24 protein-coding genes and 1 pseudogene are annotated in these 26,778 nt (G+C 59.4%); 9 read left to right on the top strand and 16 right to left on the bottom strand.

Translation table 11 applies throughout. The annotated features are described in order from the left end of the window. Nucleotide 1: 1 nt before the first annotated feature. The 7 genes from QN377_RS13395 to QN377_RS13365 form a co-directional block, all read right to left on the bottom strand. Nucleotides 2–679 (bottom strand): HAD family hydrolase, encoded by a 678-nt coding sequence (locus QN377_RS13395; protein WP_095018727.1) that lies wholly within the window; start codon nt 677–679, stop codon nt 2–4. Beyond that, on the bottom strand, nt 676–1,635 hold the full coding sequence (locus QN377_RS13390; protein ID WP_322212306.1) for an HpcH/HpaI aldolase/citrate lyase family protein: 960 nt from the start codon (nt 1,633–1,635) through the stop codon (nt 676–678). Before QN377_RS13390 ends, QN377_RS13395 begins: the two co-directional genes overlap by 4 nt. Beyond that, nucleotides 1,635–2,729, bottom strand: coding sequence for a cysteine protease StiP family protein (locus tag QN377_RS13385; RefSeq protein WP_322212304.1), 1,095 nt, complete (start codon nt 2,727–2,729; stop codon nt 1,635–1,637). Before QN377_RS13385 ends, QN377_RS13390 begins: the two co-directional genes overlap by 1 nt. Next, the gene (locus QN377_RS13380; RefSeq protein ID WP_095018724.1) at nt 2,722–3,480 is read right to left on the bottom strand and encodes a trehalose phosphatase; all 759 of its coding nucleotides are present in this window, start codon (nt 3,478–3,480) and stop codon (nt 2,722–2,724) included. Before QN377_RS13380 ends, QN377_RS13385 begins: the two co-directional genes overlap by 8 nt. Further along, nucleotides 3,470–4,606 carry a phosphoribosyltransferase domain-containing protein gene (locus QN377_RS13375; protein WP_095020647.1) on the bottom strand — a complete coding sequence of 379 codons (1,137 nt, stop codon included), beginning with the start codon at nt 4,604–4,606 and terminating at the stop codon, nt 3,470–3,472. The genes QN377_RS13380 and QN377_RS13375 overlap by 11 nt, the downstream gene beginning before the upstream one ends. A gap of 77 nt (nt 4,607–4,683) precedes the next feature. Then, nucleotides 4,684–5,826 (bottom strand): trypsin-like peptidase domain-containing protein, encoded by a 1,143-nt coding sequence (locus QN377_RS13370; protein WP_138738824.1) that lies wholly within the window; start codon nt 5,824–5,826, stop codon nt 4,684–4,686. 40 nt (nt 5,827–5,866) lie between these two features. Then, complete coding sequence (locus QN377_RS13365; protein WP_095025646.1) at nt 5,867–6,880, bottom strand: ATP-grasp domain-containing protein; 1,014 nt, start codon at nt 6,878–6,880, stop codon at nt 5,867–5,869. Nucleotides 6,881–7,056: 176 nt separating this feature from the next. Between QN377_RS13365 and QN377_RS13360 the strand changes: the two genes are divergently transcribed. The 3 genes from QN377_RS13360 to QN377_RS13350 all read left to right on the top strand — a co-directional run bounded on the left by QN377_RS13360 (nt 7,057) and on the right by QN377_RS13350 (nt 10,503). After that, entirely contained in the window at nt 7,057–8,352 is a 1,296-nt protein-coding gene (locus QN377_RS13360; RefSeq protein WP_095002478.1) for a carbohydrate porin, read from the top strand. Between the two features lie 91 nt (nt 8,353–8,443). Further along, nucleotides 8,444–9,904: an ArnT family glycosyltransferase gene (locus tag QN377_RS13355; RefSeq protein WP_095002477.1), complete on the top strand. Its 1,461-nt coding sequence runs from the start codon at nt 8,444–8,446 to the stop codon at nt 9,902–9,904. 92 nt (nt 9,905–9,996) lie between these two features. Next, nucleotides 9,997–10,503: a hypothetical protein gene (locus QN377_RS13350; protein ID WP_095018720.1), complete on the top strand. Its 507-nt coding sequence runs from the start codon at nt 9,997–9,999 to the stop codon at nt 10,501–10,503. A 46-nt stretch (nt 10,504–10,549) separates the two neighbouring features. Here QN377_RS13350 and QN377_RS13345 read toward each other — a convergent pair whose 3' ends face one another. Then, nucleotides 10,550–11,272: a histidine phosphatase family protein gene (locus QN377_RS13345; protein WP_254925892.1), complete on the bottom strand. Its 723-nt coding sequence runs from the start codon at nt 11,270–11,272 to the stop codon at nt 10,550–10,552. A gap of 341 nt (nt 11,273–11,613) precedes the next feature. Here QN377_RS13345 and QN377_RS22885 point away from each other — a divergent pair. The 3 genes and pseudogenes from QN377_RS22885 to QN377_RS13335 all read left to right on the top strand — a co-directional run. Beyond that, nucleotides 11,614–12,708, top strand: a pseudogene (locus tag QN377_RS22885) (methyl-accepting chemotaxis protein); the annotation flags it as partial. Continuing rightward, nucleotides 12,700–13,563, top strand: a complete 864-nt coding sequence (locus tag QN377_RS22880; RefSeq protein WP_370824284.1) for a methyl-accepting chemotaxis protein — start codon at nt 12,700–12,702, stop codon at nt 13,561–13,563. The pseudogene QN377_RS22885 and the gene QN377_RS22880, both read left to right, overlap by 9 nt. 308 nt (nt 13,564–13,871) lie before the next feature. Beyond that, entirely contained in the window at nt 13,872–14,318 is a 447-nt protein-coding gene (locus tag QN377_RS13335) for a hypothetical protein (RefSeq protein WP_141232290.1), read from the top strand. Nucleotides 14,319–14,441: 123 nt separating this feature from the next. Here the strand turns inward: QN377_RS13335 and QN377_RS13330 are convergent, their stop codons facing one another. From QN377_RS13330 to QN377_RS13305, 6 genes are all read right to left on the bottom strand, one after another. Beyond that, the gene (locus QN377_RS13330) at nt 14,442–15,887 is read right to left on the bottom strand and encodes a SulP family inorganic anion transporter (protein ID WP_095018718.1); all 1,446 of its coding nucleotides are present in this window, start codon (nt 15,885–15,887) and stop codon (nt 14,442–14,444) included. A gap of 199 nt (nt 15,888–16,086) precedes the next feature. Continuing rightward, nucleotides 16,087–17,754, bottom strand: coding sequence for a gamma-glutamyltransferase (ggt, locus tag QN377_RS13325; protein ID WP_095018717.1), 1,668 nt, complete (start codon nt 17,752–17,754; stop codon nt 16,087–16,089). Between the two features lie 289 nt (nt 17,755–18,043). Beyond that, complete coding sequence (locus tag QN377_RS13320) at nt 18,044–18,301, bottom strand: DUF3077 domain-containing protein (RefSeq protein ID WP_095018716.1); 258 nt, start codon at nt 18,299–18,301, stop codon at nt 18,044–18,046. 336 nt (nt 18,302–18,637) lie between these two features. Further along, nucleotides 18,638–19,558 carry a LysR family transcriptional regulator gene (locus QN377_RS13315; RefSeq protein ID WP_095002472.1) on the bottom strand — a complete coding sequence of 307 codons (921 nt, stop codon included), beginning with the start codon at nt 19,556–19,558 and terminating at the stop codon, nt 18,638–18,640. 116 nt (nt 19,559–19,674) lie between these two features. Next, nucleotides 19,675–20,265 carry an NAD(P)H-dependent oxidoreductase gene (locus tag QN377_RS13310; protein ID WP_095002471.1) on the bottom strand — a complete coding sequence of 197 codons (591 nt, stop codon included), beginning with the start codon at nt 20,263–20,265 and terminating at the stop codon, nt 19,675–19,677. A gap of 143 nt (nt 20,266–20,408) precedes the next feature. Next, the gene (locus tag QN377_RS13305; RefSeq protein ID WP_095018715.1) at nt 20,409–21,173 is read right to left on the bottom strand and encodes a sulfite exporter TauE/SafE family protein; all 765 of its coding nucleotides are present in this window, start codon (nt 21,171–21,173) and stop codon (nt 20,409–20,411) included. Between the two features lie 180 nt (nt 21,174–21,353). Here QN377_RS13305 and QN377_RS13300 point away from each other — a divergent pair, with 180 nt between their 5' ends. The 3 genes from QN377_RS13300 (at nt 21,354) to QN377_RS13290 (ending at nt 24,258) form a co-directional block, all read left to right on the top strand. Beyond that, nucleotides 21,354–22,235 (top strand): LysR substrate-binding domain-containing protein, encoded by an 882-nt coding sequence (locus QN377_RS13300; RefSeq protein WP_095018714.1) that lies wholly within the window; start codon nt 21,354–21,356, stop codon nt 22,233–22,235. Nucleotides 22,236–22,372: 137 nt separating this feature from the next. Next, complete coding sequence (locus QN377_RS13295) at nt 22,373–23,776, top strand: amino acid permease (protein ID WP_095018713.1); 1,404 nt, start codon at nt 22,373–22,375, stop codon at nt 23,774–23,776. Between the two features lie 137 nt (nt 23,777–23,913). Further along, nucleotides 23,914–24,258, top strand: coding sequence for a cupin domain-containing protein (locus QN377_RS13290; protein WP_016783536.1), 345 nt, complete (start codon nt 23,914–23,916; stop codon nt 24,256–24,258). 60 nt (nt 24,259–24,318) lie between these two features. Here QN377_RS13290 and mmsB read toward each other — a convergent pair whose 3' ends face one another. After that, on the bottom strand, nt 24,319–25,206 hold the full coding sequence (gene mmsB, locus QN377_RS13285; RefSeq protein ID WP_095002466.1) for a 3-hydroxyisobutyrate dehydrogenase: 888 nt from the start codon (nt 25,204–25,206) through the stop codon (nt 24,319–24,321). Between the two features lie 11 nt (nt 25,207–25,217). Further along, on the bottom strand, nt 25,218–26,732 hold the full coding sequence (locus QN377_RS13280) for a CoA-acylating methylmalonate-semialdehyde dehydrogenase (RefSeq protein ID WP_322212284.1): 1,515 nt from the start codon (nt 26,730–26,732) through the stop codon (nt 25,218–25,220). Nucleotides 26,733–26,778: the final 46 nt, after the last annotated feature.

The following is a 26,778-nucleotide window of genomic DNA, read 5'->3' as shown; positions in this document are numbered from 1 at the left end:
CTTACAGCTCCTCGCGCAAGCACACGTCAAGTGGCCGCTTGCGACGCCACAGTGCGTGAAATTCACGCCAATGCGGCTCTTGAGCGGCTCCGAGCATCTGTTCATCGCCCCGGGTGTCACCCCAGGCACGCAGTGTGTATTGGTCCAGAGGCCCGTATTGCGCCTCCAGCCGAATGACTTTTTGTTCACAGCGACAGTTGGTGCCCTCGATATCCCCGGTCAGCACGCCATCGACTGAGGCCAGCCGTGTACCGATCAAGCCGATACCGAGTTTTTTGGCAAAAGGTGTGAGCACCAGTTCAGGGGACGCCGAGCAAATTGTTACCTTGGCGCCCTGCTCAATCTGGTTGGCGACGGATGTTAAGCCCAAAGGCCGCATCAGACGCTGCCAGGAAACGTCACAAAATGCTTCAGCGCGCTCCTTTACCCAGGCCTCTTTGGCGCCGGTCAGGTAGACCGCGATCAGTTTCTCTTTCAAATCATTGCGAGAAATCCTGCCCAGCAGGTAGCACGCCGTGGCCGGAATCATCCGCAACAGGCGCATCGCGAACAGGCGATTGCCAAAGGCAAAGCGCAAAAACGGCACAAAGCTGTCGTGATAGGTCAGTGTGCCATCGAAGTCGAACGCTGACAGAACCTGCTTGTTGCCTTTGTCCGATGTATTCAAAACGTCGTTCAACCCACTAATTCAGCCAATCTCAGGCTGCCTCCAAAAGTGTCTGTCGGGCAGGCGACTTCAGGGCGAACCCCTTGCCAATGTGCCCGTTCAATAATTGTTTGCGCCCATTTGTAATGGGTCGCAGGCTCGCACATGGCGTCGTTGAACTTGAACACCGCAGGCGCCGCCTCACTCAATATTTGGCGTGCGCTGTTGAGATCTTCAAGGCTGACTTGCAACGCCCTGTGGATAACTGCAATTTGTGACGGGTGAATCGCAGTTTTCCCCACAAGCCCGTGAGCCATATCCAGCGCCAGTTCCTGATCCAGCACGTGTGGCGTATTGAGCTGCTCGAACACCGGTGCGGTCAGGGCAAAACCTGCCGAGCCCATGATCCCGCACAACATGGGAATCACATAGCTCATGGGAGTGCTGTACAGGGTCATGGTTTGTGGACGACGCAAGCCCAGGCAGCCCATCAGGTCGTTGCCACCGATGCGCAGGGCAATAATGCGCTCAGGCAACAGCTCCAGCATGGCGCTGCGCAGCTCTACCATGGCATTGGGCACAAAGACTTCCGGGGTTTCCAGAGTGGGCATCAGCATCAGGTCGTCGCGGGTCACCGCCTGCTGCCACTCGCGGATATTGCCAAGGCTGAGTTTGGGCACCACAAAACCGTCGACATAGCGCATCAGCGACCAATCATTAAGCACCGCTGCCATTGCCGCATCACGCGGGCGCACAAACAGGATCGGCCCGCTCGACGGACGGCCGCCACGCGCCTCGATGCCCAACAGCAGGTTCTTGAGGTTGTTCAGCCCCTGCTGCACGTCGATTTCGGCCACGGCGTCTTCTAGGCACACCACCAGCGAGCGTAAACCCTGGATCTTCTCGCCCAGCACCACATCCAGAATATCGGGACGGGTGGCCGGCATATAAAGTGTGGCGCCCAAGGCATAGGCTGAATGCTTGATCATCAGCGAACACTCCTGATTACGGTCACAGCGCGATACGGCCCCAGTTCATCACCGACTTCCTGGACCTCGATATTGGCCTGGCGCGTCAGGTGCAACAGCAGTTGCACGTCCTGATCGTCAAGGTTGCGCACCAGCACGTGGTCCGGTACCCGGCGCATCACGGCGCGGGTGGCCTCGGCGATACCCGGTTTGACCCGGTTGGGGTTGGTCACCGCAAACCGCGTCGAGATACGTTCGACCGCGGCTACCGCCGAGTGTTGCAAGGCTGCGGCCTGATCCAGTGTCCAGGGTTGCGCAGCGGCCAACGGGGCAAGCTGTGCCCGCTCGGTTTCGATGCTGTGGATAAAACTCATGGTCACGTCGTGTTCCGCCAAATGGTCATACACCACGCAACCATGCAGGCCCGGGGTTTGCGGCCAGATGGAACGAGAAACCAGCCCGGAAACCGTAGCCCCCAGAATGCCCGAGGGGATGAGCCAGTCTTCAGCGGACGCCGCCAGCCAGGCGCGGCCACAAGGGTCCGCCAACACCACCAGGCGTGGGTCTGCCGGGAAACGCGAGTCTCCCGCCAGGCTGTCGCGGATCTGGCCGCTGATCGCGCCCTTGCCGGTCCAGCCATCGACAAACACGATGTTTTCGGCACCGTGGCTCTTGATGATAGCTTCGAGTGCGACGTTGTCGATTCCACGGTCACGAATAATGCTGATGCCGTAATGCGCAGCCTCGCGCCCCAGATCAAGCAGCGCCCGGCGCAGCAGTACACCCAGCGGTAAACCGGCGCGCACAAAGGACACCAGCGCAATCGAGGGGCCGTTGTAGCGCTCATTCAAGGCCAGCGCCAGCGCCTGCACATCGGCCGCCATGCGCGCGCCATTTTGCGTCAGGGCACGCTGGTAAAGGCTTTTATGGGTGTCGGACGGCGCATGTTCCTGGCTGATCATCTCGGAGTAATGGCGTTGCCGGGTCTGGATCAGCCGCTCTTTTTCCTGCACGTCGGTGACTTCAATCTGCAGGGCGCGCAGTAAAAAGTGCACGTCATCGGCGTCATAGCTGCCACTGCCGACGGTTTCCAGGCCTGCGAAAGCATTACTCATGGTCGACGCTCGCCAGCACATGAGCGGCCAACTGCCCGCGTTTGGGCGTGCCCCACCAGTCGCACTCGGCCATAAAGCCCAGGTCCGACACACTGTCACCGAAGCCCAGCAACGGGCGCTTGCCGTTGATCGCCTGATCGCGGCGGATCCATTCACGTACCGCTTCACGCTTTTGCAGGGTGATGGGCAGAAACGCCAGGTTGTTGCCATTGCCGTGTACATACAGGCCATCGAGCAACCCGCGCGCCTTGACCTCGGCCAATACGACGAGCAGCGCTTCGTCGGTTTCGTTGTTGTGCTTGGTGACCACGTAATTGGCCAGGCCCTGCTCTTCAACCACCCAGCCACGCAACGAAAAGCCAAGTTCGGCACCAATGGCCAGGGTTTGCTCGCTCAGTTGATGCAACCGGGTTTGCTCAAGGGCCAGTTCGTCGCACATGCGCGCATGCCAGACCGGGTCCAGCGAGCCGTCGGGCTTGAGAATCACGCCGCCGTGGGCACACACCGCGCCGTGGACGAACGGCAATTGCACACGTTGATAGGCCTCGATGCTGCGCGCAGTTACGGGGACGACATCGCTGGTGGCCAGCAGCCATTCCACAAAGCTCTTTTGTGTTGCGCTCATAAAGCCGTTGGGCTGGCCGTCCACATCCAGGGTGGCGGCAAAGCGTGGCTCATCACCCATTTTGCGGGCGGTTTGAAACAGGGTGTCGTCCAGATCAACGAACACCAGAGGACGATTACTGCTCATCAACGATTACCTGCGCATTCAACGCGCTAACCAGCGCCGGATCGACCGCAGCTGCCGGGGTTTCGCTGCAGATCAGCACCCGGTCGAACTGGCCGGGGGCGACGTTATAAAGAAAGTTGGGGATACCCAGGCCATAGTTGTCCGAGAACGACAATGCATGATCGATGCAATGGCCCAAGGCAATGGGCGAGCGGCTGGTGGAGCTGAAGCGCACGTCGGCGCCCGCCCGCTCAAGGCGCTCGGCCAGCAGAAACGGGCGCCAGACAAATTCGCTGGTGCCGACCACCAAGACCCGTTCACCTGGGGCGACCTGCAGATCGGGCGCCAGGGTATCAAGGTGTTCGCGAACGCCCATGCGCCCCCAGTCACGGCTGGCATCAAGTGCCCAGTCGCCCTGGGCCACGCTGCCCACTTCGGGCATTTGAGGGAGTTCTGCGGTGGTATCTTCGGCGAACGTGTAGCGACCATCGAGCAAAGAGACGCTGCTGACATGATCGCCCATGGCCTTGCGCACAGCGTCCCGGGACCAGTCGGTCAGGGTCGTGGTGACAATACGCTCGACCGAGTTGAGCCCTGCTTCGGCCAGCGCCCGGGACAGATTGATAAAGGTATTGCCGGTAGAGGCTTCATCGTCCACCAGCACCAGCGAGCGGGCGTTGAGCATCATCTCGCGGGTGTGTGCGTCTTGCGGCAAATGCAGCAGATGCGAGCTGGCGTGGCTGTGCTCTTCTTCAAAACGGGCAAACAGTTCACTGCCCGTAGGGTGGCGGCTGCTGCACAGGTACACGCTGTCATCACGGGTCTGGCTGAGCGCGCGGTGCACGCCAGCACCCAGGCCAACGGCGGTTTCAGCCATGCCGATAACCAGCACCGGGCCGGGCAGGTCGGCAGGGATTTTTGCAGCCAGGGCATTGAAGCTTTCCGCCATCAGTGACGGCCGTGCCGGGATATGACGCCCCAATACACGGGAAACGAATAAAAAGGCGCGCTTGGGGTTTCGGCGCTCGGCAAAATCGAAAAGTGCCTGTGGCTCAAAGGTCGATGCATTGACCTCTACCTCCAGACGACCGCGCTTGAGGTTTGCATGCAATACCTTGGGTTCGGTCTTGGAATTACCGCTGTTCATTGATGTTTACTACCTGAACATACTGAAAAAATGGGGGACGATTAGGGAGACGGGGGGTTAAGACAAGTAAAAAATGGTTACTGAAGATGGCTGGCGTCAATCCGCCACAGTCCAGCCTGCGAAGCGCGTACCAACTCCGGCGTGCTCAACGAACGTTCACTGCACCCGCGCCGGGCCGGTACACGGGCTGCCTCAAGGAACGCCAGTACCAGTGCCGACTTGACAGCAAAGTTCATGTTCTGCGCATCCGCCATGCTCGAGGTCACCAGGCCACTGACCAATCCTTGCGGGTCAAACACCGGGCTTCCGCTGGAGCCGGGCTGAATCGGTGCGGTGAACTGCATCAGGCTGGCATCGTCGCGAAGGCCAAACAGGCCCGAAACCACACCTTGGGAAACTTGCACGCCACCGCCTGCCAGCCCGGCGAGCGGAAACCCCAGGGTGACGACACTTTCGCCCAGCTCACAGCCCACGCCCTCACGAAAAGTCACCGGGTTCAAAGGGGGGGCACCAATGACCCGCAGCAAAGCGAGGTCGTTCTTGCGATCGACCACCACAGACTCCGCCTTGTATCGACCCTCAAAGGACGTAATCGACAATTGCTCGAGGCCTTCAATGACATGGGCACAGGTCAAAATATGCTGGGTGCTTACGGCAAAACCAGTACCTGTAGCCCCTTGGCGCGCAACGCTGTCGTCTGATGCCTCAGGTCTCATGCGTTGCGGATGACGATCATCCAGAGCCAGCCCCAGGCGTCGGGCAAACGCGCTCAAGCCGTAGGCGGACGCTTCGGCGAGTGCGCGGATTTTCCATTGATCGCTGCGTCGGTACACCTCGGCAATGACCATTGCGCCATCACCGAACTCATCCAGTGCCAGACTGTGCTCGATCTGCTCTCCGACCTTGAGCCGGAACTGGCCGAGTTCACGTAACGGACCCAGCGCGCCGAACACATAGAGCACCAGCAATACACGCTCACAATCTGCAGGCAATTGTTCCAGCACCAGGCTGAAGCGTGCCAGGCCGGCGGTGTCATGCCATGCCAGCCAGGGTTGCGGGGCGTGTATCAGCGCAGGCTCCCCGACGGGTTGGCGCTTGCCATCCACGGCCAGCAACGCCAGCCCCGCATAGTCACCCAATGCGCCCGCTCGCGAGCAGGTCAGGCTCATCTCACAACGCACAGATTCAAGGGCCGCATTGGCGCCCGGCATCAATATCATCGCTTGTGACTCCCCTGTGCCCGCGACAAACAAGAGCTGATCACCTTAACAGCTCTTCTCCGCGAACCGGAACCACCACCGTGATTGCCTTGACCTGCACATTCTCGCGCCATGTACTGGCTGGCACGGGCAGGCCCAGGCGGCGTGCGGCAAAGATACCCGGCAGGTTGACTCCGGCTTCGCGGGTGTAGCCGATACCGCCAGAATAGCGCAGGTTGATCTCCAGCAAATGCGGCTGGCCTGCGGCATCATCCCGGGTCTGCACATTGACGATACCGTCGCACTTGAAGTGCCGCGCCGCCTTGATCGCCAGTTCGACCGCCGCACCGTCGCGCTCGAATGTCTGCATCAGGCCCTGCTTGCGCCGCCCCACATAGGCCACGGCCTCGCCCGCCTCACAGACCATGTCCACCGAGCATTCGCTGCCGGGCATATAAGGCATCACCAGCAACGGTTGGGGCGCATCCGATTGACCGTAGGCCTGGGCAAACACCGCCGCATTGACTTCATGGGCGTCGGCATTGGCAAAACTGCGAAACGGGTCCACGTTATCGGCCAAACGCCAAAAGCCCTGGCCGTAAATACCGCGCGTCGGTTTTACACACACCTGGCCGTCGCGGGCCAACTGGGCGTAAGCCGTCTCCAGTTCAGCCTGGGTGCTCACCGTCATCGCCGGTATGCACGCCAGCCCGGCCGCCAAGGCCTCACGGGTAAACGTCGACTTGTCGTCAACCCGCTCAAAGGTTTCCAGGTCCAGCGCCCCGGTAATCAATTGCAACCCGGCTGCTTCGAACTCGGCGCGGTGCGCTTCATATACCTGACCCACACGCCCGGCCAGCACCACCTTGATCTGCCGGGCGCGGGCCTGCTCGATCACCCAGCCGATGCGCTCCTGATTGTCTTGCGGCTCCCGCCAGGCGACATCCGCCAATCCGGTGATTTCAGGGCGATTTTGGCGGTGCGAGGCGAAAATTTGCACGGTGTCCGGCAGCGCCGCCCGGGCACCTGCAATCACATCGCGTTGGCTCGATTGCCCTTCAAGAAACCAGATCATGAACATCCCTTGGTACGGATAAACGCGGGAGTCTAGCGGATGGCCGCTACCAACGCCCTTAGTCATTAGAGGGAGGTCGTGTAACCAAATATGAAATTAATTAACTAAATAGTTCATAATGTGCGGCATCGTGTCGCGCCCCGTCGCCGACACTTCATATAAAGGAGCTTCTGTAGATGTTTTTCTCTTCCCGCGCCCTGCTGAACACCAGCCTGTGCGGCGGCTTGTCATTGCTGGCCTTGACGCCTGCCTGCGTACTGGCCGACACCACCGACAACCTGATGAACCGTTCGACCCTGACCGGCGACTGGGGCGGCGAGCGCCAAAAGCTGATCGACAAGGGCATCAAGCTGACCGGTGATTACAACTCCGAAACCTTCTCCAACTTGCATGGCGGGATCAAGCACGGCACCCGTTACTCGCAACAAGTGCGTATCGGTGCCCAGTTCGACCTGAGCAAAATACTGGGTAGCGCCGATGCTGGCCTGGTGCAAATCACCGTCAATGATCGTCGCGGTCACAGCGCCTCCGAAGACCTCGTAGGCAACCGCCTGCCAATCCAGGAAAACGCCGGCGGCAACTACACCCGCCTGTCCGAGTTCAGCTACCAGCGCACGCTGTTTTCCGAAGACCTGACCACCAAGGTTGGCTTTATGCCAATGGGCAACGATTTTGGCGGCATGCCGCTGTTGACCAGCTTCGTCAACGCCGGTTTCTGCGCGCATCCGCTGACCCAGTCCAATGGCAGCGGCTGGACCAACTACCCCACCGGCCACTGGGGCGGCGAACTGCGCTACACCGTCAGCCCGGCCCTGACCCTGCAAACCGCCGTGTTCCAGGTCAACCCCGAATACAACAGTCGCTCCTCCGAAGCCTTCAGCATGACCACCAAAGGCACTACCGGAGCGATCATGCCGCTGGAAGCGATCTTCACCAACAACGCCTGGCTCAATGGCCAATACAAAGTGGGCTGGTACTACGACACCTCCAATACCCGCAAGATTGGCAGCACGCAAAAAGCCAACAACCGCACCGGCGCCTATGTGCTGGTCGACCAGGCCATCTGGCGTGATGAGCAAGACCCCGAAAGCGTATTGCGCGCCTTTGGCCAGGCATCCAGCAGCAATGCCGCGACCTCGCCTATGCGCCACTGGTACTCGGTAGGCCTGGTCAAACAAAAGCCGTTTGCCAGCCGCCCCAAAGACAGCATCGCCTTTGCCTACGGCCGCGCCGTATTCAACTCGCGCTCCCGCGACGTGCAGGAAGCGGCAGCCAGCAGCCCGGAACAGGCGGACATGATCGCCAGCCTGGACAGCGGCGAGCAGTTGCTGGAGCTCAACTACGGCGCGCAAGTCACGCCGTGGCTGCTGTTGCGCCCGGACCTGCAATACATCATCGAACCAGGGGCTTTCTACGGCGCCAAGCGCAGCAATGCGCTGGTCGCGGGGCTGCAGATCAAGGCAACGTTCTGACACAAGCGTTTATGTAGCTTTCACAAAGCTTTAAGGTTTGCCCTCCTATACTCCAGTGCAGTACTCCATTCGATTGCTGCCTGGTAGCCCAATGCGTCTGACTCGTCCTGCCCTGCTGTTACTGCTTCTCGGTTGCGTGCTGTTCTTTTTTGCGCTGGGGAATCACCAATTGCAGGGCTCGACAGAGTCCCGCGTGGCAGGCATAGCCATGCAGATGCACCTGAGCGACGATTGGGTAACGCCCAATTTGCTCAATGCCCCCTTCCTGGAAAAACCACCCCTGAGCCTCTGGCTGGATGCAGGAGCCATTCGCGTATTCGGCGGCGAACTGTTCGCCGTACGCCTGGCTTCGGCCTTTGCCGGTCTATTTTGCGTGTTGCTGCTCTATGCAATGCTGCGCAAGCTGGGCCGCCCCACAGCACTGGCCTGGACAGCCGCCGCCATGCTGGCAACCATGGGCATATTTTGGGGCAACACCCGCCAGGTGGGCGAAGATGCCTTGCTCACCCTGGGCGTAACCATGGCCTTGCTGGCGTTTTTTCATGCCAACCGCCAGCCCGGTTTTGCACGGGGCAGCTGGCTGTTATTCGCGACCGGCATCGCCATTGCCACCTTGAGCAAAGGCGTACTGGGCCTGGCACTGCCGGGCGTGGTGATTTTTGTCTATCTGGTGTGTGAAAGCCTGCTGGAAAAACGCTTCAAGCCGCGCAACTGGCTACGCCCTGCCCTGCTGACCCTATTGGGGCTGATCCCGCTGACGGTCTGGCTGTGCATGCTCTATCAGCGCGGCGGCATGCCGTTAGTCAGCGAACTGCTGCTGACCAACAGCGTTGGCCGTTTTAGCGGTTCCTTTGTCGAGGCCGGGCATTACGAACCCTTTTACTACTACCTGCGAAAACTGCCCGAAGCCTTCCTGCCGTGGAACCTGCTGACCTATCTGGGTCTGTGGCACTTTCGCAAACAACTGCGCAGCAACCCCTTCCTGTTGTTTTTCTGTGTATGGCTGGTCGCGCAATTTGTGCTGCTCAACCTCGCCTCCAGCAAGCGGGCGGTGTACATGATGTCGATGGCCCCTGCGGCTGCAGTGATTGCCGCCGAGTACGCCCGGGTGCTGCTGGGCTGGCTGTACCAAAAAAGCGCGCACTCGACCGTGGCCAAATTCTTCAGCGACAACCATCGCCCGCTTGCCATCGCGCTGCTGGCCGCTCTGGTGGGCGCCTACCTGCTGGCGGCCCATCGGGCACCGCTGGCCGACAAGGAACAGTCTTTCCAGCCCCTCGCCGCTGAGGTCATGAGCCTGCAGGCCAGCGGCAAGCAGGTCGCACTGCTGCGGCCCGACGAACGTCTCGGCGCCGTGGTGTTCTACAGCCAGCAGTTGCAGCACACCCTCAGTTCAACAGAAGAGTTGCAGGCATTCCTCAGCGCATCCCCCGACAATATCGCCCTGGTAGAAAACCCCGAGATACCGGGCATGGCCCTCAAGACTCTCGACAAGCTCAGCGTCGGCCGGCACCACTTCTACCTTGTCAGCCTGGCCGCTTCAGCCCCATAAACTTGATCCCGGGCAACGCAACCGCAGATACCGTGGCCGATCACGGCACATTGACTACGCTCCTTGGACAATTCCCGACCAAGGAGCCCGCCATGACCATCGGTATATCCAGCAAAACATTGAGCGACTACGACGCTCACCTGGCCTTCAATACGGCCACCGCCTTCTTGCGCAAATCCGATCTGGCCAACTATCTGATCGATCAGCTAGAGCAGCAGCATGTGAAACTCAATGTCGAGGTCAGCACCGACCCGGCATTGGCCAATCAGGAGGTGTCGAACAACGGCGCGATTCTATGGAACCTGCGCAGCAACCTGTCACCCGGTGCGAACCTGCCTGACGTGGCCGCCCTGCTCAACCGCATCCCCGAGCAACAAAAGCCCTACATCACCAGCCTGTGGGCGCTGATGCACTTGCTCGCCCAGGCGTGCCAGCAATTGAACAACCAGCTCAACTTCCGCGATGCGGATGCGACCTGGCCATGGCTCGACGAAAAAGTGCTCAGCGCCAACGATATCGAAAACGTGGTGGCCCGCGAACTCAGCGACCTGCCATTGCCGGCAGAACAGAACTGGGATCGTTTGTTCAAGCACAATTGAGGGGGATGGGTTGACTCTATGGGCGCGAGCCTGCTCGCGCCCACGATTAGAACTGCGAGGCTTCAAACCCGTGACGGTTGTTCGGGGTGACCACCGGCACGATATTTTTCCAGTCTTTGGGCTCGATATAGCCCAGCATCTGCGGATCCTCGTTCGCGCCATCGGTCTTGATAAACAACGAAGCGCCATAGCCAAACGTGGTGCTGGTTGACAGGTTCATGTCCATCAACAGTTGGTCCATGCATTCGCTGTGGCTCACCAGAATCAGGTTGTGGCCCGCCACTTTGTGCTTGAGAGCATCACGCAGCATGCTGCCGCGGCAGTTGAACAGCCAGTCCTGCGCCTCTACCGGGCGGGCAAACATGGCATCGGCGGTTTGTCGGGCTCGGGTCAGCAGGCTGCTGTGAATATCAGTATGGCTGAGCCCCAACTGCCTGAAGTCTGCGCCCAGCGCCTGAACTGCTGCTTCACCGCGCACCGTCACGCCGTCCATGGGGCCCAGGCACTGGGCCGAGGAACGGTCGCAACGCTCGCCGTGTCGAACCAGCGCAATCACATCACCCTTGGCCCAGCTGTCGGTGAGCAACAACACACGATCGGCATGGCTGGGCTGCGCCAGATCAGGCGGGGCCGCAGGGGCCAGCAGCCTCAATGTCAGCGCAACGGCAAGCGCACTTGCCACGATCACCACCAGCACATTTTTGTAACGGGCCAGAGCACGACGCAACAGCGTACGGTTAATTCCGGTCTGATCAAGACTCAACGTCACGATGCTTATGCCCTCTGCGCCAGCCAGTGATATCACTGACCGACACCCTATAGCGCGAATATGACAACGGGTCGTTTCGCGGCCCGGCGGTATAAACAGACTTGCATAAAGCAGGTCTCTATTAGCTGAACATAGGCTAAAAAAAGGGAGGTCAGAGGCAGGTGAAACGGATGTGAAAAAAAGCGTAAAAGCGCAATCCAGGCACGCTACTCAAATGGATAGGTTGTTATGTGAACTGGCGCCCAACAAAACGTTTCAGCTCTGGCGAATGCAGCCGATACCCCTCCAACACAACACTCGGCTGGGTCAAAAAAAATAATTCCCTCCAGCGAACTTAGATCATGCGTGCAGCGTTCCTGGAGAACTCTATGAATAGATGGCTGAGCAATATCAGCGTCAACCTGAAACTGTCCCTGGGCTTTGGCCTGGTACTGGCCCTTACCTGCGTAATGGCCGTCAGCAACTGGATCAGTCTGGGCCAGATGATTGATCGCAGTAACTGGATGAGCGACATCACCCGTTTAAACACCGCGTTTACCAACCTGCGGGTGACGCGTTTGCAATACATGCTGACCGATGGCGACGAAACTGCCGCACAAAGTGTACAGGCCAGCATTGACGCGTTTTCTGCGCAACAAAGTCAGCTGATTGCCACCTTCCAGAGCCCGGAAAACCTCAAGTTGCTCAAGGAGCAACAAGCCATCATCGGCCGCTACGAGCGTGCACTGGTGAGCATGCGCAAGGCTTACGTCGAGTCCGCCGCATCCCGTGCCGACATGGACCGCAGCGCCGCTCAGGCCCAGGACGCCATCACGACGTTGCTGAACCGCGCCCTGCAACTGCCCGCAGGTGACGAAAACCGTTTTGCCATGTACCAGAGCGTGTCTGAAGTACGTGAACAGTTCCTGCTCTCGCGCTATCAGGTGCGCGCTTATATTGCTGCGCCCACCCCCGCCACGGAAAAGGCCGCACGCCAGCAACTGGACGCGGCCCTTGCCAGCCTAGACCGCCTGAGCTCGCACTTTGCCGCCAATGCCGGCGACACCCTGCGCACCCTGAACAAAACCATGGAGCAGTACCAGCAGGCGCTGGAGCTGTACACCAGCACCGACAACACCATCATTGCCATGCGCAAGGACATGACCGAATACGGCTCCAGCATCCTTGGCCGCAGCGATGAGCTGTACAAGATTCAACTGGAACGCCGCGACATCGAAAGCGCCACGGCAAACAGCATGCAACTGATCACCACCTTGCTGGTATTGCTGTTTGGCATCACCGCGGCCGTGATCATCACCCGCCAGATCACCGTGCCCCTGCGTGAAACCCTGGCCGTGGTCGATCGCATCGCCAGTGGCGACCTGACCCAGAACCTGCGCGTCACCCGTCGCGACGAACTGGGCGTGCTGCAACAAGGTATTGCGCGCATGGGTACGACCCTGCGCGAGTTGATCAGCGGTATCCGTGATGGCGTCAGCCAGATTGCCAGTGCCGCCGAAGAGCTGTCCGCGGTGACCGAGCAAACCAGCGCCGGGGTCAACAGCCAGAAGATCGAGACTGATCAGGTGGCCACCGCCATGCATGAAATGACCGCCACCGTGCAGGAAGTGGCGCGCAATGCCGAGCAAGCCTCGCAAGCCGCCGCGGCCGCAGACAATGAAGCCCGCGAAGGCGATACCGTGGTCAACCAGGCCATTGACCAGATCGAGCGCCTGGCGGTGGAAGTGGGTCGTTCAACCGAAGCCATGGCCGTATTGCAACAGGAAAGCGACAAGATCGGCAGCGTGATGGACGTGATCAAGGCCGTGGCCGAGCAGACCAACCTGCTGGCCCTCAACGCCGCAATCGAAGCAGCCCGTGCCGGTGACGCCGGGCGCGGTTTTGCCGTAGTGGCCGATGAAGTGCGTGGCCTGGCCCAGCGTACGCAAAAATCCACCGAAGAGATTCAAACCCTGGTCGCGGCCCTGCAAAGCGGCACCCAGCACGTGGCCAGCGTGATGCACAACAGCCGCACCCTGACCGACAGCAGCGTGACCCTGACCCGTCACGCGGGGACCTCGCTGCAGGGCATCACCCGCACGGTGTCGAATATTCAGTCGATGAACCAGCAAATTGCTGCTGCCGCCGAGCAACAGAGCGCGGTGGCCGAAGAGATCAGCCGCAGCATCGTAAACGTGCGCGACGTTTCCGAGCAAACCGCAGCGGCGAGTGACGAGACGGCCAAGTCCAGCGTTGAATTGGCGCGCCTGGGTAACCAGCTGCAAGAAATGGTGAGCCATTTCAAAGTGTAACAACTCAGGGTTCAACTTCTGTTGCAGAAGTTGAACCCTCTTCAACTCCTTAAGATTAAATCCGGATAAATGACGATTTAAACGTGGCGCCCCAACATAGCCGGAAATGACGTTTGCACCCTCGCAGCGTTATAACTATAAGCCCACAACATCAAGGCTTAATGGCATCACCTATACCGCAGCCACTAACTACTCCTTACTACAACTTATAACGACTTCCCCCACATCTAAATGTAATCCCGCCCATCGCCGCCCCTGATTACAGCACTTAAGATCTCTGGACCTCATTAAAAACAGTCCCCTGGACTATGCTAATCAAAAATAAACGTGCGCTCCTGACAGGTCTTGCTATCGCCAGTGTACTGACCGCTTCTCCACTGCTGGCTGAATCTCGCAAAGACTACACCCTGAGTTGCTCGGCGAATGGCTTTACAGGTACCGCTTATGTAACGGCCGTCAGAAACGGAGACTTGCTCTTCGCTACCACCACCGGGTATACAATCAAAGCACCTAGAGAGTCACAATCGCGTACCAGTGCCAATTTAAATCTTCGGGTGTGGGGCGCCACAAAGAATGCCTGGTCTCCTTGGAGCTACTCGAATGACAACCTTCAGCAGGATGGAGTGCGTCGCCCTGTATTCGTGAAAGCCAGCGTTAACGAATCACGTCTAGGAGCAGTAGAAGTCAACTTTATATTTGATAAAACCGGCACCGATCCCCGCTGCACAGCGAAAGAGATGATTCGCAAGTTTTAATCGGTCATAAACAATAAAAGTCGCATGTTCAACATGCGACTTGTTAAAAACCACGACAGCACCGCATCACTGTAAAAATCGCAGCCTTCGGCAACCCCCGCGTTAACGGGGGCGATAGCCGATTCAGTCGTGCCCCACCCGTGCACGCTTAAGCAGCTTCTTGCTGCGCTCGGACAGGTGCAACACCCGCAGATGCTTGCCCGCTTTGCGATAGCGCTCGCGCAGGGTGTCCAGTGCCGCAATGGCCGAGTAATCGACCAGGTTCAAATGACGACAATCGAGCGTCACCTGCGCCGGGTCATTACCCGGATCGAACTGTTTGAGAAACGTCGTAGTCGAGGCAAAAAACAGCGTGCCGTGCACACGGTAAAGCTTGCTGCCATCGCTCTGCAGATCCGCGTCGGCATACATCTGGCGCCCCTGCTGCCAGGCAAAATTGAGCGCAGCAATAACCACCCCGCACATCACCGCTACCGCCAGATCGGTAAACACGGTAATCACGGTCACCGCGACAATCACCAGCACATCGTTGAGCGGCACTTTGTTCAGTACTCGCAAAGAGGCCCAGGCAAAGGTCTGCTGCGACACCACAAACATCACCCCCACCAGCGCCGCCAGCGGAATGCGTTCAATAAATGGCGACAGGAACAACACAAACAGCAAAATCATCACACCGGCGGTCACGCCGGACAATCGCCCGCGCCCGCCGGAGCTGAGGTTAACCACGGTCTGGCCGATCATCGCGCAACCGCCCATGCCGCCGAATGCCCCCGACACCATATTGGCCGCCCCCAGCGCCACGCACTCGCGGTCCGGGTAGCCACGGCTTTCGGTGATTTCGTCGGTGAGGTTGAGGGTCAGCAGGGTTTCCAGCAAACCCACCACTGCCATCACGATCGCATAGGGCGCAATGATGCCCAGGGTCTCAAGGGTCCAGGGAATCTGCGGCAGGCTGAAGCTGGGCAAACCACCGGCGATATGCGCCATGTCACCCAGGGTGCGGGTTGGCAAACCCAGCAAGTACACCGCCAGCCCTACGCCCAAAATGGCCACCAGCGCAGGTGGCGCGGCGCGGGTCAGACGAGGCAACAGATAGACGACGGCCATGGTCACGGCCACCAGCCCGATCATCATGTACAACGCCATACCGCTGAGCCAGGTGTCGCCATCCTTGAAGTGATCCAGTTGCGCCATGGCAATCACGATTGCCAGGCCGTTGACGAAGCCCAGCATCACCGGGTGCGGCACCATGCGTACCAGCTTGCCGAGTTTGAACAAGCCGAACGCCAGCATGATCAACCCGCTCAGCAGCACCGTAGCCAACAGATACTGCACACCGTGTTGCACCACTAGGGCAACGATCACCACCGCCATCGACCCGGCAGCACCGGACACCATGCCCGGCCGGCCGCCAAACAGAGCGGTTAGGGTGCAAATGATGAACGCGCCATAGAGCCCCATCAAAGGGTTGAGATGGGCGACCAACGCGAACGCAATGCACTCGGGCAACAGCGCGAAGGACGTCGTGAGTCCGGCCAGGACATCAGCGCGCAGACGTGAGAGTTTCATGGTTTACCTAAAATTCGGGACGGGAAAAACTGAGGGAGTTACAGGCAACAGATGGTAACAAATTGCAGGGGCTAAAAAGCAATTGTGGGAGCGGGCTTGCTCGCGATGGCAACAACTCGTTGAACCAGAATGGCCGAGGTGTCTGCATCGCGAGCAAGCCCGCTCCCACAAGAGTGATGCGTCTATGTGCGTTGCGGGCTTACTTCACCACCATCCCCACACCACGGCCACGCGGGTCGGAGGCGGTTTCAAGCTCGGTGCCTTTAACCCGGATGGCCTGAATATCCCCCATGTTCCAGCCCTGATCCTCCAGGGTGTAGCCCATCGCTTTCAGCTCCTGAGCCACCTTGCCGGTAAGTGGCGCATAGGCGTCGAAGTAGATCGTGTCTTTAGGCAGCAACTGGTGATGCACACGCTGTGCAGCTACGGCTTTTTCCAGCGGCAGGTCGTAGTCGTAGATATTGTTCAGCACCTGGAAAATCGAGGTAAAAATCCGTGAGCCACCCGGCGTGCCCAGCACCAGCGTAACCTGGCCATCGCGGGTTACCAGACTTGGACTCATGGAAGACAACATGCGCTTGCCCGGCTCGATAGCGTTGGCATTGCCGCCCACCACACCAAAAGCATTGGCCACCCCGGGCTTGGAGCTGAAGTCATCCATTTCATCGTTCAGCAAAAAGCCCGCGCCTTTAACTACAACGCCGCTGCCGTAATCCCAATTCAGGGTATAGGTGTTGCTGACCGCGTTACCCTGTTTGTCGACAATGGAAAAGTGCGTGGTCTGATGGGATTCCAGGCCCGGTTTGACATTGGCGGTCGGTGAAATCGCTTTCGGGTTAACCTCTTTCGCACGCTTGGCGATATAGGCCGGATCGGTCAGCTCGGCCACAGGCATCTTCCCGAAGGCCGGGTCGCCGAGGTAGTCGGCACGGTCGGCGAACACACGTTTTTCGATTTCGGCCAGCAGGTGGATATAGGGCGCAGAGTTCAGCTCCACACCTTTGAAGTCCGCTGCGCGGTCCTCCTTGATACCGATCAACTGCGCCAGGGCAATACCGCCCGAGCTTGGCAGCGGCGCGGTGTACAGGGTGTTGCCACGAAAATCCACGCGCATCGGCTCACGCCAGCTGACCTTGTAGTCGTTGAGGTCTTGCTTGGTGATCAAGCCCTTGTCCTGCTGCATTTGCGCGACCAGCAGGTCGGCGGTCTTGCCGCGGTAGAACTCCTTGGCGCCCTGGTCGGCAATGCGCTCCAGGGTCACGGCCAGCTCTGGCTGTTTGAACGTTTGCCCGGGCTTCATGCTGCCAAAGTAGTCCGCGAAATTGGTAGTGCCCTTGAACAGCGCCAGTGCATCTTCGCGGTACTGAAATTGCTGATCGGCCACTTTAAAGCCGTTTTTCGCATACCCCACGGCCGGGGTCAGCAATTCGGCCCACGGCAATTTGCCAAAGCGTTGATGCGCTTCCCACAGCCCCATCACCGTGCCCGGCACGCCGGCAGCGCGGGAACCGACCAGGCTCAAGTTCTCGATGATGTCGCCTTTGTCGTCCAGGTACATATCGCGGCTGGCGGCTTTGGGGGCGGTTTCGCGATAGTCGAGGAAATAGGGTTTGCCATCGATGTACATCGTCATAAACCCGCCACCGCCGATATTGCCGGCTTCGGGGTAGGTCACGGCCAGGGTAAAGGCGGTGGCTACTGCGGCGTCGACGGCGTTGCCGCCTTTTTTGAGAATTTGTGCGGCCACTTCGGCGCCGTATTGATCGGGTGCGGCGACTGCGCCGCCGTCCAGGGTGACGGCATACGCCGAAGAGCTGGCCGCGATGGCAGCCGTCAGGGCCAGGGTTTTGAACCACACAATGCGCATTCGATACATCCTTTTATTGTTATCAACTGTGGCCGAACCTTGTCTGAATTCGGCGATATTTTCAAACAACAAACGTAAAAGTGCGCAATGACACACACCCTTGAGGGCTGCGCGGTTCTGCACCAAAACAGAACTGGTAGCAGCTGCCGAAGGAACGAGGCTGCGTTCGACGACGAAGTCGTCGCAAATCCTGCAAACGCGGTATTCCTGAAACACCAGGTTGTAGGGTTTTACGACTGCTGCGCAGCCGGACGCAGCCTCGTTCCTTCGGCAGCTGCTACAGAGGGCGTTATGTGCGCGTTTCGGTGATCAGTGCATCCACCAGACCACGGGCCAGCTCGACGCCGTGAATTACGCACCACAACTGCTCGGCCTCAAAACCGCTGAGGTGGGAACGGATGTCGTCGGCGGTCAGTTCTGCGCCCTTGAGCAACAGCGAGGCATGTTTGAGCGCCTCCTGCATCGGTACGCCGGGGTTGATGCTAAATAGCGACGTGCCCTGATGGGCGGTGGTGAGCAGCGGAGGGTCGGGAACAATTTTTTTCATGGCAAAATCTCTCGAAAACAGGCTGAAAGAACTGCCACTGTCCCGCTGTCAATCGGTAAGGGTGGCAGCTGCGTGCGGGTTGACAGACCGAGGAGAGATATCAAGACCCGGCGCACTCGAAAGTGCCCCGTACGCAGCCGCCGTAACACGATGAAAAGTTGTTGGCGTCCATCTTGATATCCCTCAACGGTCTGTCAAAACCGGTCACTGAAATCAGCGACCCGGCGAGACTAGCCACCCGTTTGCAGCGCCACAAGACAGCAAGGATTCTCTAGGAATCGTCCCTCAATAGAAAGCGACGCAGTAGGTGCAGACGTTGCTTTATATGTAGGAACCTCACTCAAGCCCTGTGGGCTTGTCGCAGATCGCGTAGCTGGCCAGCTTGGCCTGGATAAAGTCCAGAAAGCACTGAATGCGCAGCGCCAGCTGCGAGTTGCGGTAATACACAGCATGGATCGGCTGGCGATAGCCGCTGTTGAACTCGCCCAGCACCACCTGCAGGCGCCCGGCGCTGATATCTTCGTGGGTCATAAAGTGCGACAGGCAGGCGATGCCCTGACCTTGCAACGCCAGATGACGTACGGTTTCACCGCTTGAGGCACTGATGGCAGGCTGAATGGGCCAGCGGTCGCCCTGCGCATAACGCAGCGGCCACTGGTTGAGGCCATCGTTCTGGGTAAAACCTATCAGGGTATGGTGGGCCAAATCCGCAACATTTGTGGGCATGCCGTGGGCGGCAATGTAGTCCGGGCTGGCGAGGATATTCAGCGGGCTGCACCCCAGGGAGCGGGCATGCAGGGTGGAGTCGGCCAGGGTGCCGATACGAATGGCAATATCGGTGCTTTGTTCCAGCAGGTCGATAATCAGATCGTTGCTGTTGAGTTCCAGCTGGATCTCGGGGTACAGGGCACGGAATTCAGGGATATACGGCACGATGGCATGTAGCACAAACGGCGCGGCGGCATTGATGCGCAAGCGCCCGGAGGGGGTACGCTGGTGCGAGATCAGGCGCTCTTCCAGCTCGTCCATTTGCTCAAGGATCAATTTGGCCCGTTCGAAAAAGAACTTGCCCTCCTCGGTCAGGTCCATGCGCCGCGTGGTGCGGTTGATCAGCGTGGTTTCAAGCTTGGCCTCCAGCCGTGACAGCGTACGGCTCACGGCCGAAGGCGTTTGCCCGGCCTGCTCGGCGGCGGCAGATATCGAGCCGCACTCGATCACCGAAACAAAGATTTGCAGCTCATCGGATCTGGCTTTCACGCGGTCGACCTTATCTACGTGTGGGAGCGGGCTTGCTCGCGATGGTATCACCGCGGTTCGTCATAACAACCGAGTTGCCTGCATCGCGAGCAAGCCCGCTCCCACCCCGGCGTCGCTTACGCCTTCAGGCCAAACACCTCGGCCAGGTGCTGCTCGTAACGGGCCGCATCAACGTCTGGCTGCGGACGTTTCATCACGTCAACACACAGGAAAGTCGGCAGGCCGGTCATGCCCAAAAATTCATTAGCCTTGTGGAACGGGAAGTACACCGCGTCCACGCCCTTGCCTTCAAAGAAGTCGGCCGGGTCATCGAACGCCTGCTGCGGTGCGTTCCAGGTCAGCGACAGCATGTACTGCTTGCCCTGAATCAGGCCGCCGCTGCCGTAGCGCTGCGAAGCGTCGGAACGGGTGCGGCCGTCACTGGCGTAAAGTTTGCCGTGACCCTCGGTGAACACTTCATCCATGTACTTTTTAACGATCCATGGCGCGCCCATCCACCAGCCCGGCATTTGGTAGATGATTACGTCAGCCCAGAGAAATTTTTCCACTTCTTCGGCGATATCGTAGCCTTCGTCGATATGGGTCACTTTGACTTCAAAACCCTGACGATCAAAAAACGCCAGCGCAGTGTCGTGCATGGTCAGGTTGTAGCGACCATCGGAGTGGGCGAATTTTTTCGCACCGTTAAGCAAGAGTATTTTTTTCATCATCAGCCTCCAGGGGGTTAAACCCTCAGCGCTGTTGAGCGACAGGGGGGTTCAAAAACATGTCGGCAGAATATCGTTGCCCTCGCATGAGAAAAACCCGTGATGGGTCAAATCACCTTTGCCGCTACAGCACGAATCGATTGTTAATTATTGATTACCAAGTGAGTACCCAGCAGCGCCATGCCGATAAAAAACACCCGCTTAAACAGCAAGGCGCTGATGCGCTGGCGCAACCATTGCCCCAGCCACATGCCGAGCATGGCGGGCAACAGCGCCAGCAATGAGGCATTGAGCTCAGCGCCAGCCAGGTTGCCGCGCCAGTACAGCCCGGCGGCAAGGGCCAATGTGGAGACGCTGAAGGACAAACCCAAGGCCTGCACCAACTGGTTTTTGCTCAGGCCCAGGGCTTGCAGATAGGGCACGGCAGGGATCACAAACACCCCGGTAGCCGAGGTGATGATCCCGGTGATCAGCCCGCACACCGGGCCCAGCCAGGGCTCCCGTTGCGGGGCTACGCGCAGGGTGGGCAGGAACAACCCGCTGAGGGCATAAAGCAACAGGGCCGCGCCCAGCGCTCGTACCACCCAGCTACCGCCATCGATACTGAGCCACAGCATGCCTGACGCGGTGCCGATAAAAATCCCCAGCTGCATGGGCCACAGACGTTTGAGCAACCCCCGCAACTGGCCGCCGGCGGCCAGTTGCCAGGCGTTGGTCACGATGGACGGGATAATCAGCAGAGCCGCAGCCTGCGCCGGAGCAATAGCCAGCCCAAGCATACCCATGGCGACAGTCGGCAGGCCCAGGCCGATGACGCCCTTGACCGTACCGGCCAGCAAAAAGGTCACTATCACCAGCAGTGACAAGGCCCATCCCAGGTGTTGGTAAAACTCGACAAGTGTTTTCATGGGCCTATGCTGGGGCATGGGCCAGCGCCTGAAAATGCGCCATGCACAGAGTCTGCCTATCGCCTGACAATAGGCAGAACCCCTCACCCGTAGCAGCTGCCGAACGCAGCCTTCGGCAGCTGCTACAACAGCGGTTTGCGGCGCTATTTAGAATCTTTACAGGATCTTCAAGGACCTTTCATGCACTTCGACCTGGTTGACCTGCGTCTGTATTTGAATGTGCTGCAGGCAGGCAATATCACCGCCGGCGCCAGCCTCAGCCACCTATCGCTGCCTGCCGCCAGTGCGCGGATCCGGGCGATGGAAGCGTCCCAGGGCGTGGCGTTTTTGCAGCGCAGCCGTCGTGGCATCAGCCCTACCCCTGCCGGGCAAGCGCTGGCCCAACATGCCCGGTTACTGTTGCAGCAGGTGGAGCGCATGAACCACGACCTGAGCGAATACGCCCAGGGCTTCAAAGGCCGTATCCGCCTGCTGTGCAACACCGCCGCCCTCACCGAATACCTGCCCGAGCTGCTCGCCGACTTTGTACGCCAGCACCCTGCCATAAGCGTCGACCAGCAAGAACTCACCAGCCTGCGCATCACCCATGCCCTGCGCCTGGACGCCGCCGATATCGGTGTGATCTCCAACGCGGTAGACACCCGTGACCTGCAAACCCGGCCCTTTCGCGATGACCCGCTGGTACTGGTCATGCCCCTAGACCACCCGCTGGCCCACAGGCCCGGCCTCTCGTTCAGCGACACCCTGAGCCATGACTATGTCGGGTTGTCGGCCAGCAGCGCGCTGGCGGTGTACTTGGAAGAACAGGCACTGCATATGGGGTGTCGCATGCAGGTGCGTATCCGTGCCGAAGGCTTTGACGGGGTATTGCGCATGGTCGCTCGCGGCGCCGGGCTGGGGATTGTGCCCAGGGCCACCATCGAGCGCTGGCAGGCCCCGCGCACCTTTGAAGTGGTGAATTTGAGCGAGCCCTGGGCTGATCGCAAATTGCTGCTGTGCGCCCGCTCGTTTGCGCAATTGCCCACCTATGCCATGGCATTGCTGGAAGCTTTGAGCTTGTAAGAATAGTCGCCGTTTACTGCCAGCCTGTATGCCTTGGTTTTTACCCAGAGTAATATCCGGGGCTTGCGACACCCGGGGCGCCTTTGCCCACGGGTACTTTTATCCAGTTTTGAGAATAACAACTCACAGGGCACCCGATGGCTGACGCTAATTCCCCCCCGGTCACACTCAAACGCGGTTTGAAAAACCGCCATATCCAGCTGATTGCCCTGGGCGGCGCTATCGGTACGGGCCTGTTTCTGGGGTCGGCGGGCGTACTCAAGTCGGCCGGGCCGTCGATGATCCTGGGCTATGCGATCGCCGGCTTTATCGCGTTCCTGATCATGCGCCAACTCGGCGAAATGATCGTCGAAGAGCCAGTGGCCGGTTCCTTCAGCCACTTTGCCCACAAGTACTGGGGCGGTTATGCGGGGTTTCTTTCGGGCTGGAACTATTGGGTACTGTATGTGCTGGTGGGCATGGCCGAGCTGACGGCCGTGGGCAAGTACATCCAGTTCTGGTGGCCCGAGGTGCCAACCTGGGTCAGCGCCGTGGTGTTCTTTGTACTGGTCAACCTGATCAATACCCTGAACGTGAAAGTGTTCGGCGAAATGGAATTCTGGTTTGCCATTATCAAGGTGGTGGCGATTGTCGGCATGATCGTCCTGGGTTGCTACCTGCTGTTCAGCGGCACCGGCGGCCCTCAGGCGTCGATCAGCAACCTGTGGAGCCACGGCGGGTTCTTCCCCAATGGCGGCATGGGGCTACTGATGGCCATGGCCTTTATCATGTTTTCCTTCGGTGGCCTGGAGCTGGTGGGTATCACCGCGGCGGAAGCCAGCGAGCCGAAAAAGGTGATCCCCAAGGCCATCAACCAGGTGGTGTACCGGATCCTTATTTTCTACGTGGGCGCCCTGACCGTGCTGCTGGCACTGTACCCGTGGGACCAGTTGCTGGTAACCCTGGGCGCCGGCGGCGATGCCTACGGCAGCAGCCCGTTTGTGCAGATCTTTGCCTTGATCGGCAGTGATACCGCCGCGCAAATCCTCAACTTTGTGGTACTGACTGCCGCGCTGTCGGTCTATAACAGCGGCGTGTACTGCAACAGCCGCATGCTGTTTGGCCTGGCCGAGCAGGGTGATGCCCCCAAAGCCCTGATGAAGCTGACCAAAAATGGCGTGCCGTTGCGTGCACTGGGCGTGTCGGCACTGGTGACGCTGTTGTGCGTGGTGGTCAACTATGTGGCCCCGCACAAGGCACTGGAGCTGCTGTTTGCCCTGGTGGTTGCCTCGCTGATGATCAACTGGGCACTGATCAGCCTCACCCATATCAAGTTCCGCAAGGCCATGGCCGTTCAGGGCGTGACGCCTTCGTTCAAGGCATTCTGGTTCCCGTTCAGCAATATCCTGTGCCTGGTGTTTATGGCGGTGATCGTCTCGGTTATCTGGATGATCCCCGACGTTCGTGCGTCGGTGTATGCGATTCCGGTGTGGCTGCTGATCATCTACGGCTTCTATGTGCTGCGCCTGCGCACCGGTAAGGCTCTGGCCAACTCGCACTAAGCATTTGGCTGTTACAAAAAAGCCCCGGCACTGAAAACAGTGCCGGGGCTTTTGCGCATCTGGGGGTCGGAACCAGGCATCTGTCAGAGTATCGCTGCGGTTAGGGTGAGGTTCGATAACCCATCACCGGAGGTCTTATGTCTGCGCCAATCACCGTGCTTCGCGACACCCATCCCCTGCCCGTGCTCGATGCCTGCAAATGGGAAAAACTCGAAGGCGACCCCCATACCGTCAACCTCAACGCCTACACCAGCGAAGACGGCAGCAAGATCATGGGCACGTGGATTTGCACGCCCGGCAAGTGGTATGTGGAATATGTGAAGTGGGAATACTGCGATTTCCGTGAGGGCTATTGCATCATCACCCCAGAGGGCAAAGAACCGATCCATCTGCGGGCCGGGGATATCTTTGTGGTCGAGCCGGGCATGAAAGGCACATGGGAAGTGGTTGAAACCGTGCGCAAGTATTTCGTTTTTGCCTGAGTGAAACCACGCAAAAAACCCGGGAGCCCGCCCGACGCGGGCTCCCGGTAAAGCGACCAGTTACTGAGGTTTGCGATAGCTGTTGATGATGGCCGAGAAATCCTTGCCGCCTTCGCCGCGCAGGCTCATGGCCTGATACAGCTGTTGCGCCACGGCACCCATCACCACAGGCTGGTGGGCCTGACGTGCTGCCTCGGTGGCCAGCCCCAGATCCTTGAGCATCAGCTCGGCACCAAATCCACCGGTATAGCCGCGTGACGCAGGGGCGGTTTCAACGATGCCCGGCCACGGGTTGTACACCTCCGAGCTCCAGCAGCGCCCGGTGGAGCTGTTGATCACCCCGGCCAGTACTTCGCTGTCGATACCCAGTGCAGCCCCCAGGGCCATGGCCTCGCTGACGCCGACCATGGAGATCCCGAGCAGCAGGTTGTTGCAGATTTTAGCCACTTGGCCGGTGCCCACATCCCCGCAATGGACGATGTTGCGGCCCATTTGTTCGAGTACAGGGTGCAGGGTGTCGAACAGCGCCTGGGGAGCGCCGACCATAAAGGTCAGGGTGCCCGCCTGCGCGCCACCGGTGCCGCCGGACACCGGCGCATCGGCCATCTGCACGCCCTGTTTGGCGGCTGCAGCGGCGACATCGCGGGCGGTCTGCGGGTCGATGGTGCTGCAATCAACGGCGGGTACACCTGCGCCGATGCCAGCCAGCACGCCGTCCTCACCCAGCCACACGCTGCGCACATGGGCAGCAGCCGGGAGCATGGTGATCACCAGTTCGGTGCCTTGGGCGGCCTCCCGAGGCGAGGTGCTGATATGGCCACCCAGGGCGGCCAGCTCGGCGAGAATGCTTTGGTTCAGATCAAACAGGTTCAGCGAATGCCCGGCCTTGAGCAGGTTGCGCGCCATTGGTGCGCCCATGTTGCCCAGGCCGATAAATGCGATATTCATGCTGTGTGCCCTCAACGAAGATTGATGGTTGTGTTGACGCCATCATTCACGCTGTCATCGTCGAACCAGCGACTGGTGACGGTCTTGGTTTGAGTATAGAACTGCACCACTTGCTTGCCGTACGGGCCAAGATCGCCGAGTTTCGAGCCACGGGAACCCGTGAAGCTGAAGAACGGCACCGGCACCGGGATCGGGATATTGATACCGACCTGGCCCACATCGATTTCAGTCTGGAACTTGCGCGCTGCAGCGCCGCTTTGGGTAAACAGGCCGGTGCCGTTGCCAAACGGGTTGGCGTTGACCAGTGCAATGGCCTGGTCGAGGGTATCGACCTCAATCACCACCAGCACCGGGCCGAAAATTTCCTGGGTATAGATTTGCATATCGGTGGTGACGCCTGAAAACAGGGTCGGCCCGATAAAGTTGCCTTGTTCGAAACCCGGGACCTTGATGTTGCGGCCTTCCAGTTCCAGCACTGCGCCTTCTTTGATGCCGCTTTCGATCAACCCCAGTACCCGCTCTTTAGCACGCCTGGAGATCACCGGACCTACATCCGTACCCGCCTCGCTGCCGGCGTTGACCTTGAGTTTTTGCGCCAGCGCCTTGAGGTCCGGCAGCCATTTTTTCGCCGCCCCCACCAGTACCACCACCGAGGTAGCCATACAGCGTTGGCCGGCTGCGCCAAAACCGGCACCGACCAGCGCGTTGAGGGTTTGCTCGCGGTTGGCATCGGCCAACACCACGGCGTGGTTTTTCGCGCCCATCATCGATTGCACGCGCTTGCCGTGACGGCCCGCCAGGTCATAAACGTGGGTACCGACGGCGGTTGAGCCAACGAACGAAACCGCTTTGATATCGGTGTGGGTGCACAGCGCATCCACCACATCCTTGCCGCCATGCACGACGTTGAGCACACCCGGCGGAACCCCGGCTTCCAGCGCCAGCTCGACCAGCATCAAGGTCGACAGCGGGTCTTGCTCGGACGGTTTGAGAACGAAGGTGTTACCGCAGGCGATGGCCATCGGGAACATCCATAGCGGAATCATGGCCGGGAAATTGAACGGTGTGATCCCGGCGCAGACCCCGATAGGTTGGCGCAAGGTGTAGGTATCCACCCCGCCCGCAACGTTTTCAGCGAATTCACCCATCTGCAAGGTGCCGATGGAGCAAGCATGCTCGACCACTTCCAGGCCGCGGAAAATATCGCCTTCGGCGTCGGCAATGGTTTTACCCTGTTCGGCACTGAGCACAGTGGCGATGCGCTTGGAGTGCTCGCGAATCAGCGCCTGCAGCTTGAGCATGATGCGCATGCGCGCGCCAATGGGCGTCAGCTTCCAGGTCTGGAAAGCGCGCTGGGCGGCAGCGATGGCGGCGTTGACTTCAGCGGCAGTGGCAAACGGTACTTTGGCCAGCACTTGCTGAGTGGCGGGGTTGATGATGTCGTGCCACTCGGTGGTCTGCGACTCGACCCATTCGCCATCGATCAGCAGGCGGGCGTTTTGGTACGGGGTGGTAGAAACGTTCATGGAAGTCTCCGGCATTATTATTTTAAGTAGGGCTGTCCAGATTGGT

Source organism: Pseudomonas sp. CCC4.1 (genome assembly GCF_035019225.1).
In the GTDB taxonomy this organism is placed as follows: domain Bacteria; phylum Pseudomonadota; class Gammaproteobacteria; order Pseudomonadales; family Pseudomonadaceae; genus Aquipseudomonas; species Aquipseudomonas bubulae.
The sequence above is the reverse complement of the archived record's forward strand: the minus strand, read 5'-3'. Positions and strand labels throughout refer to the sequence as shown.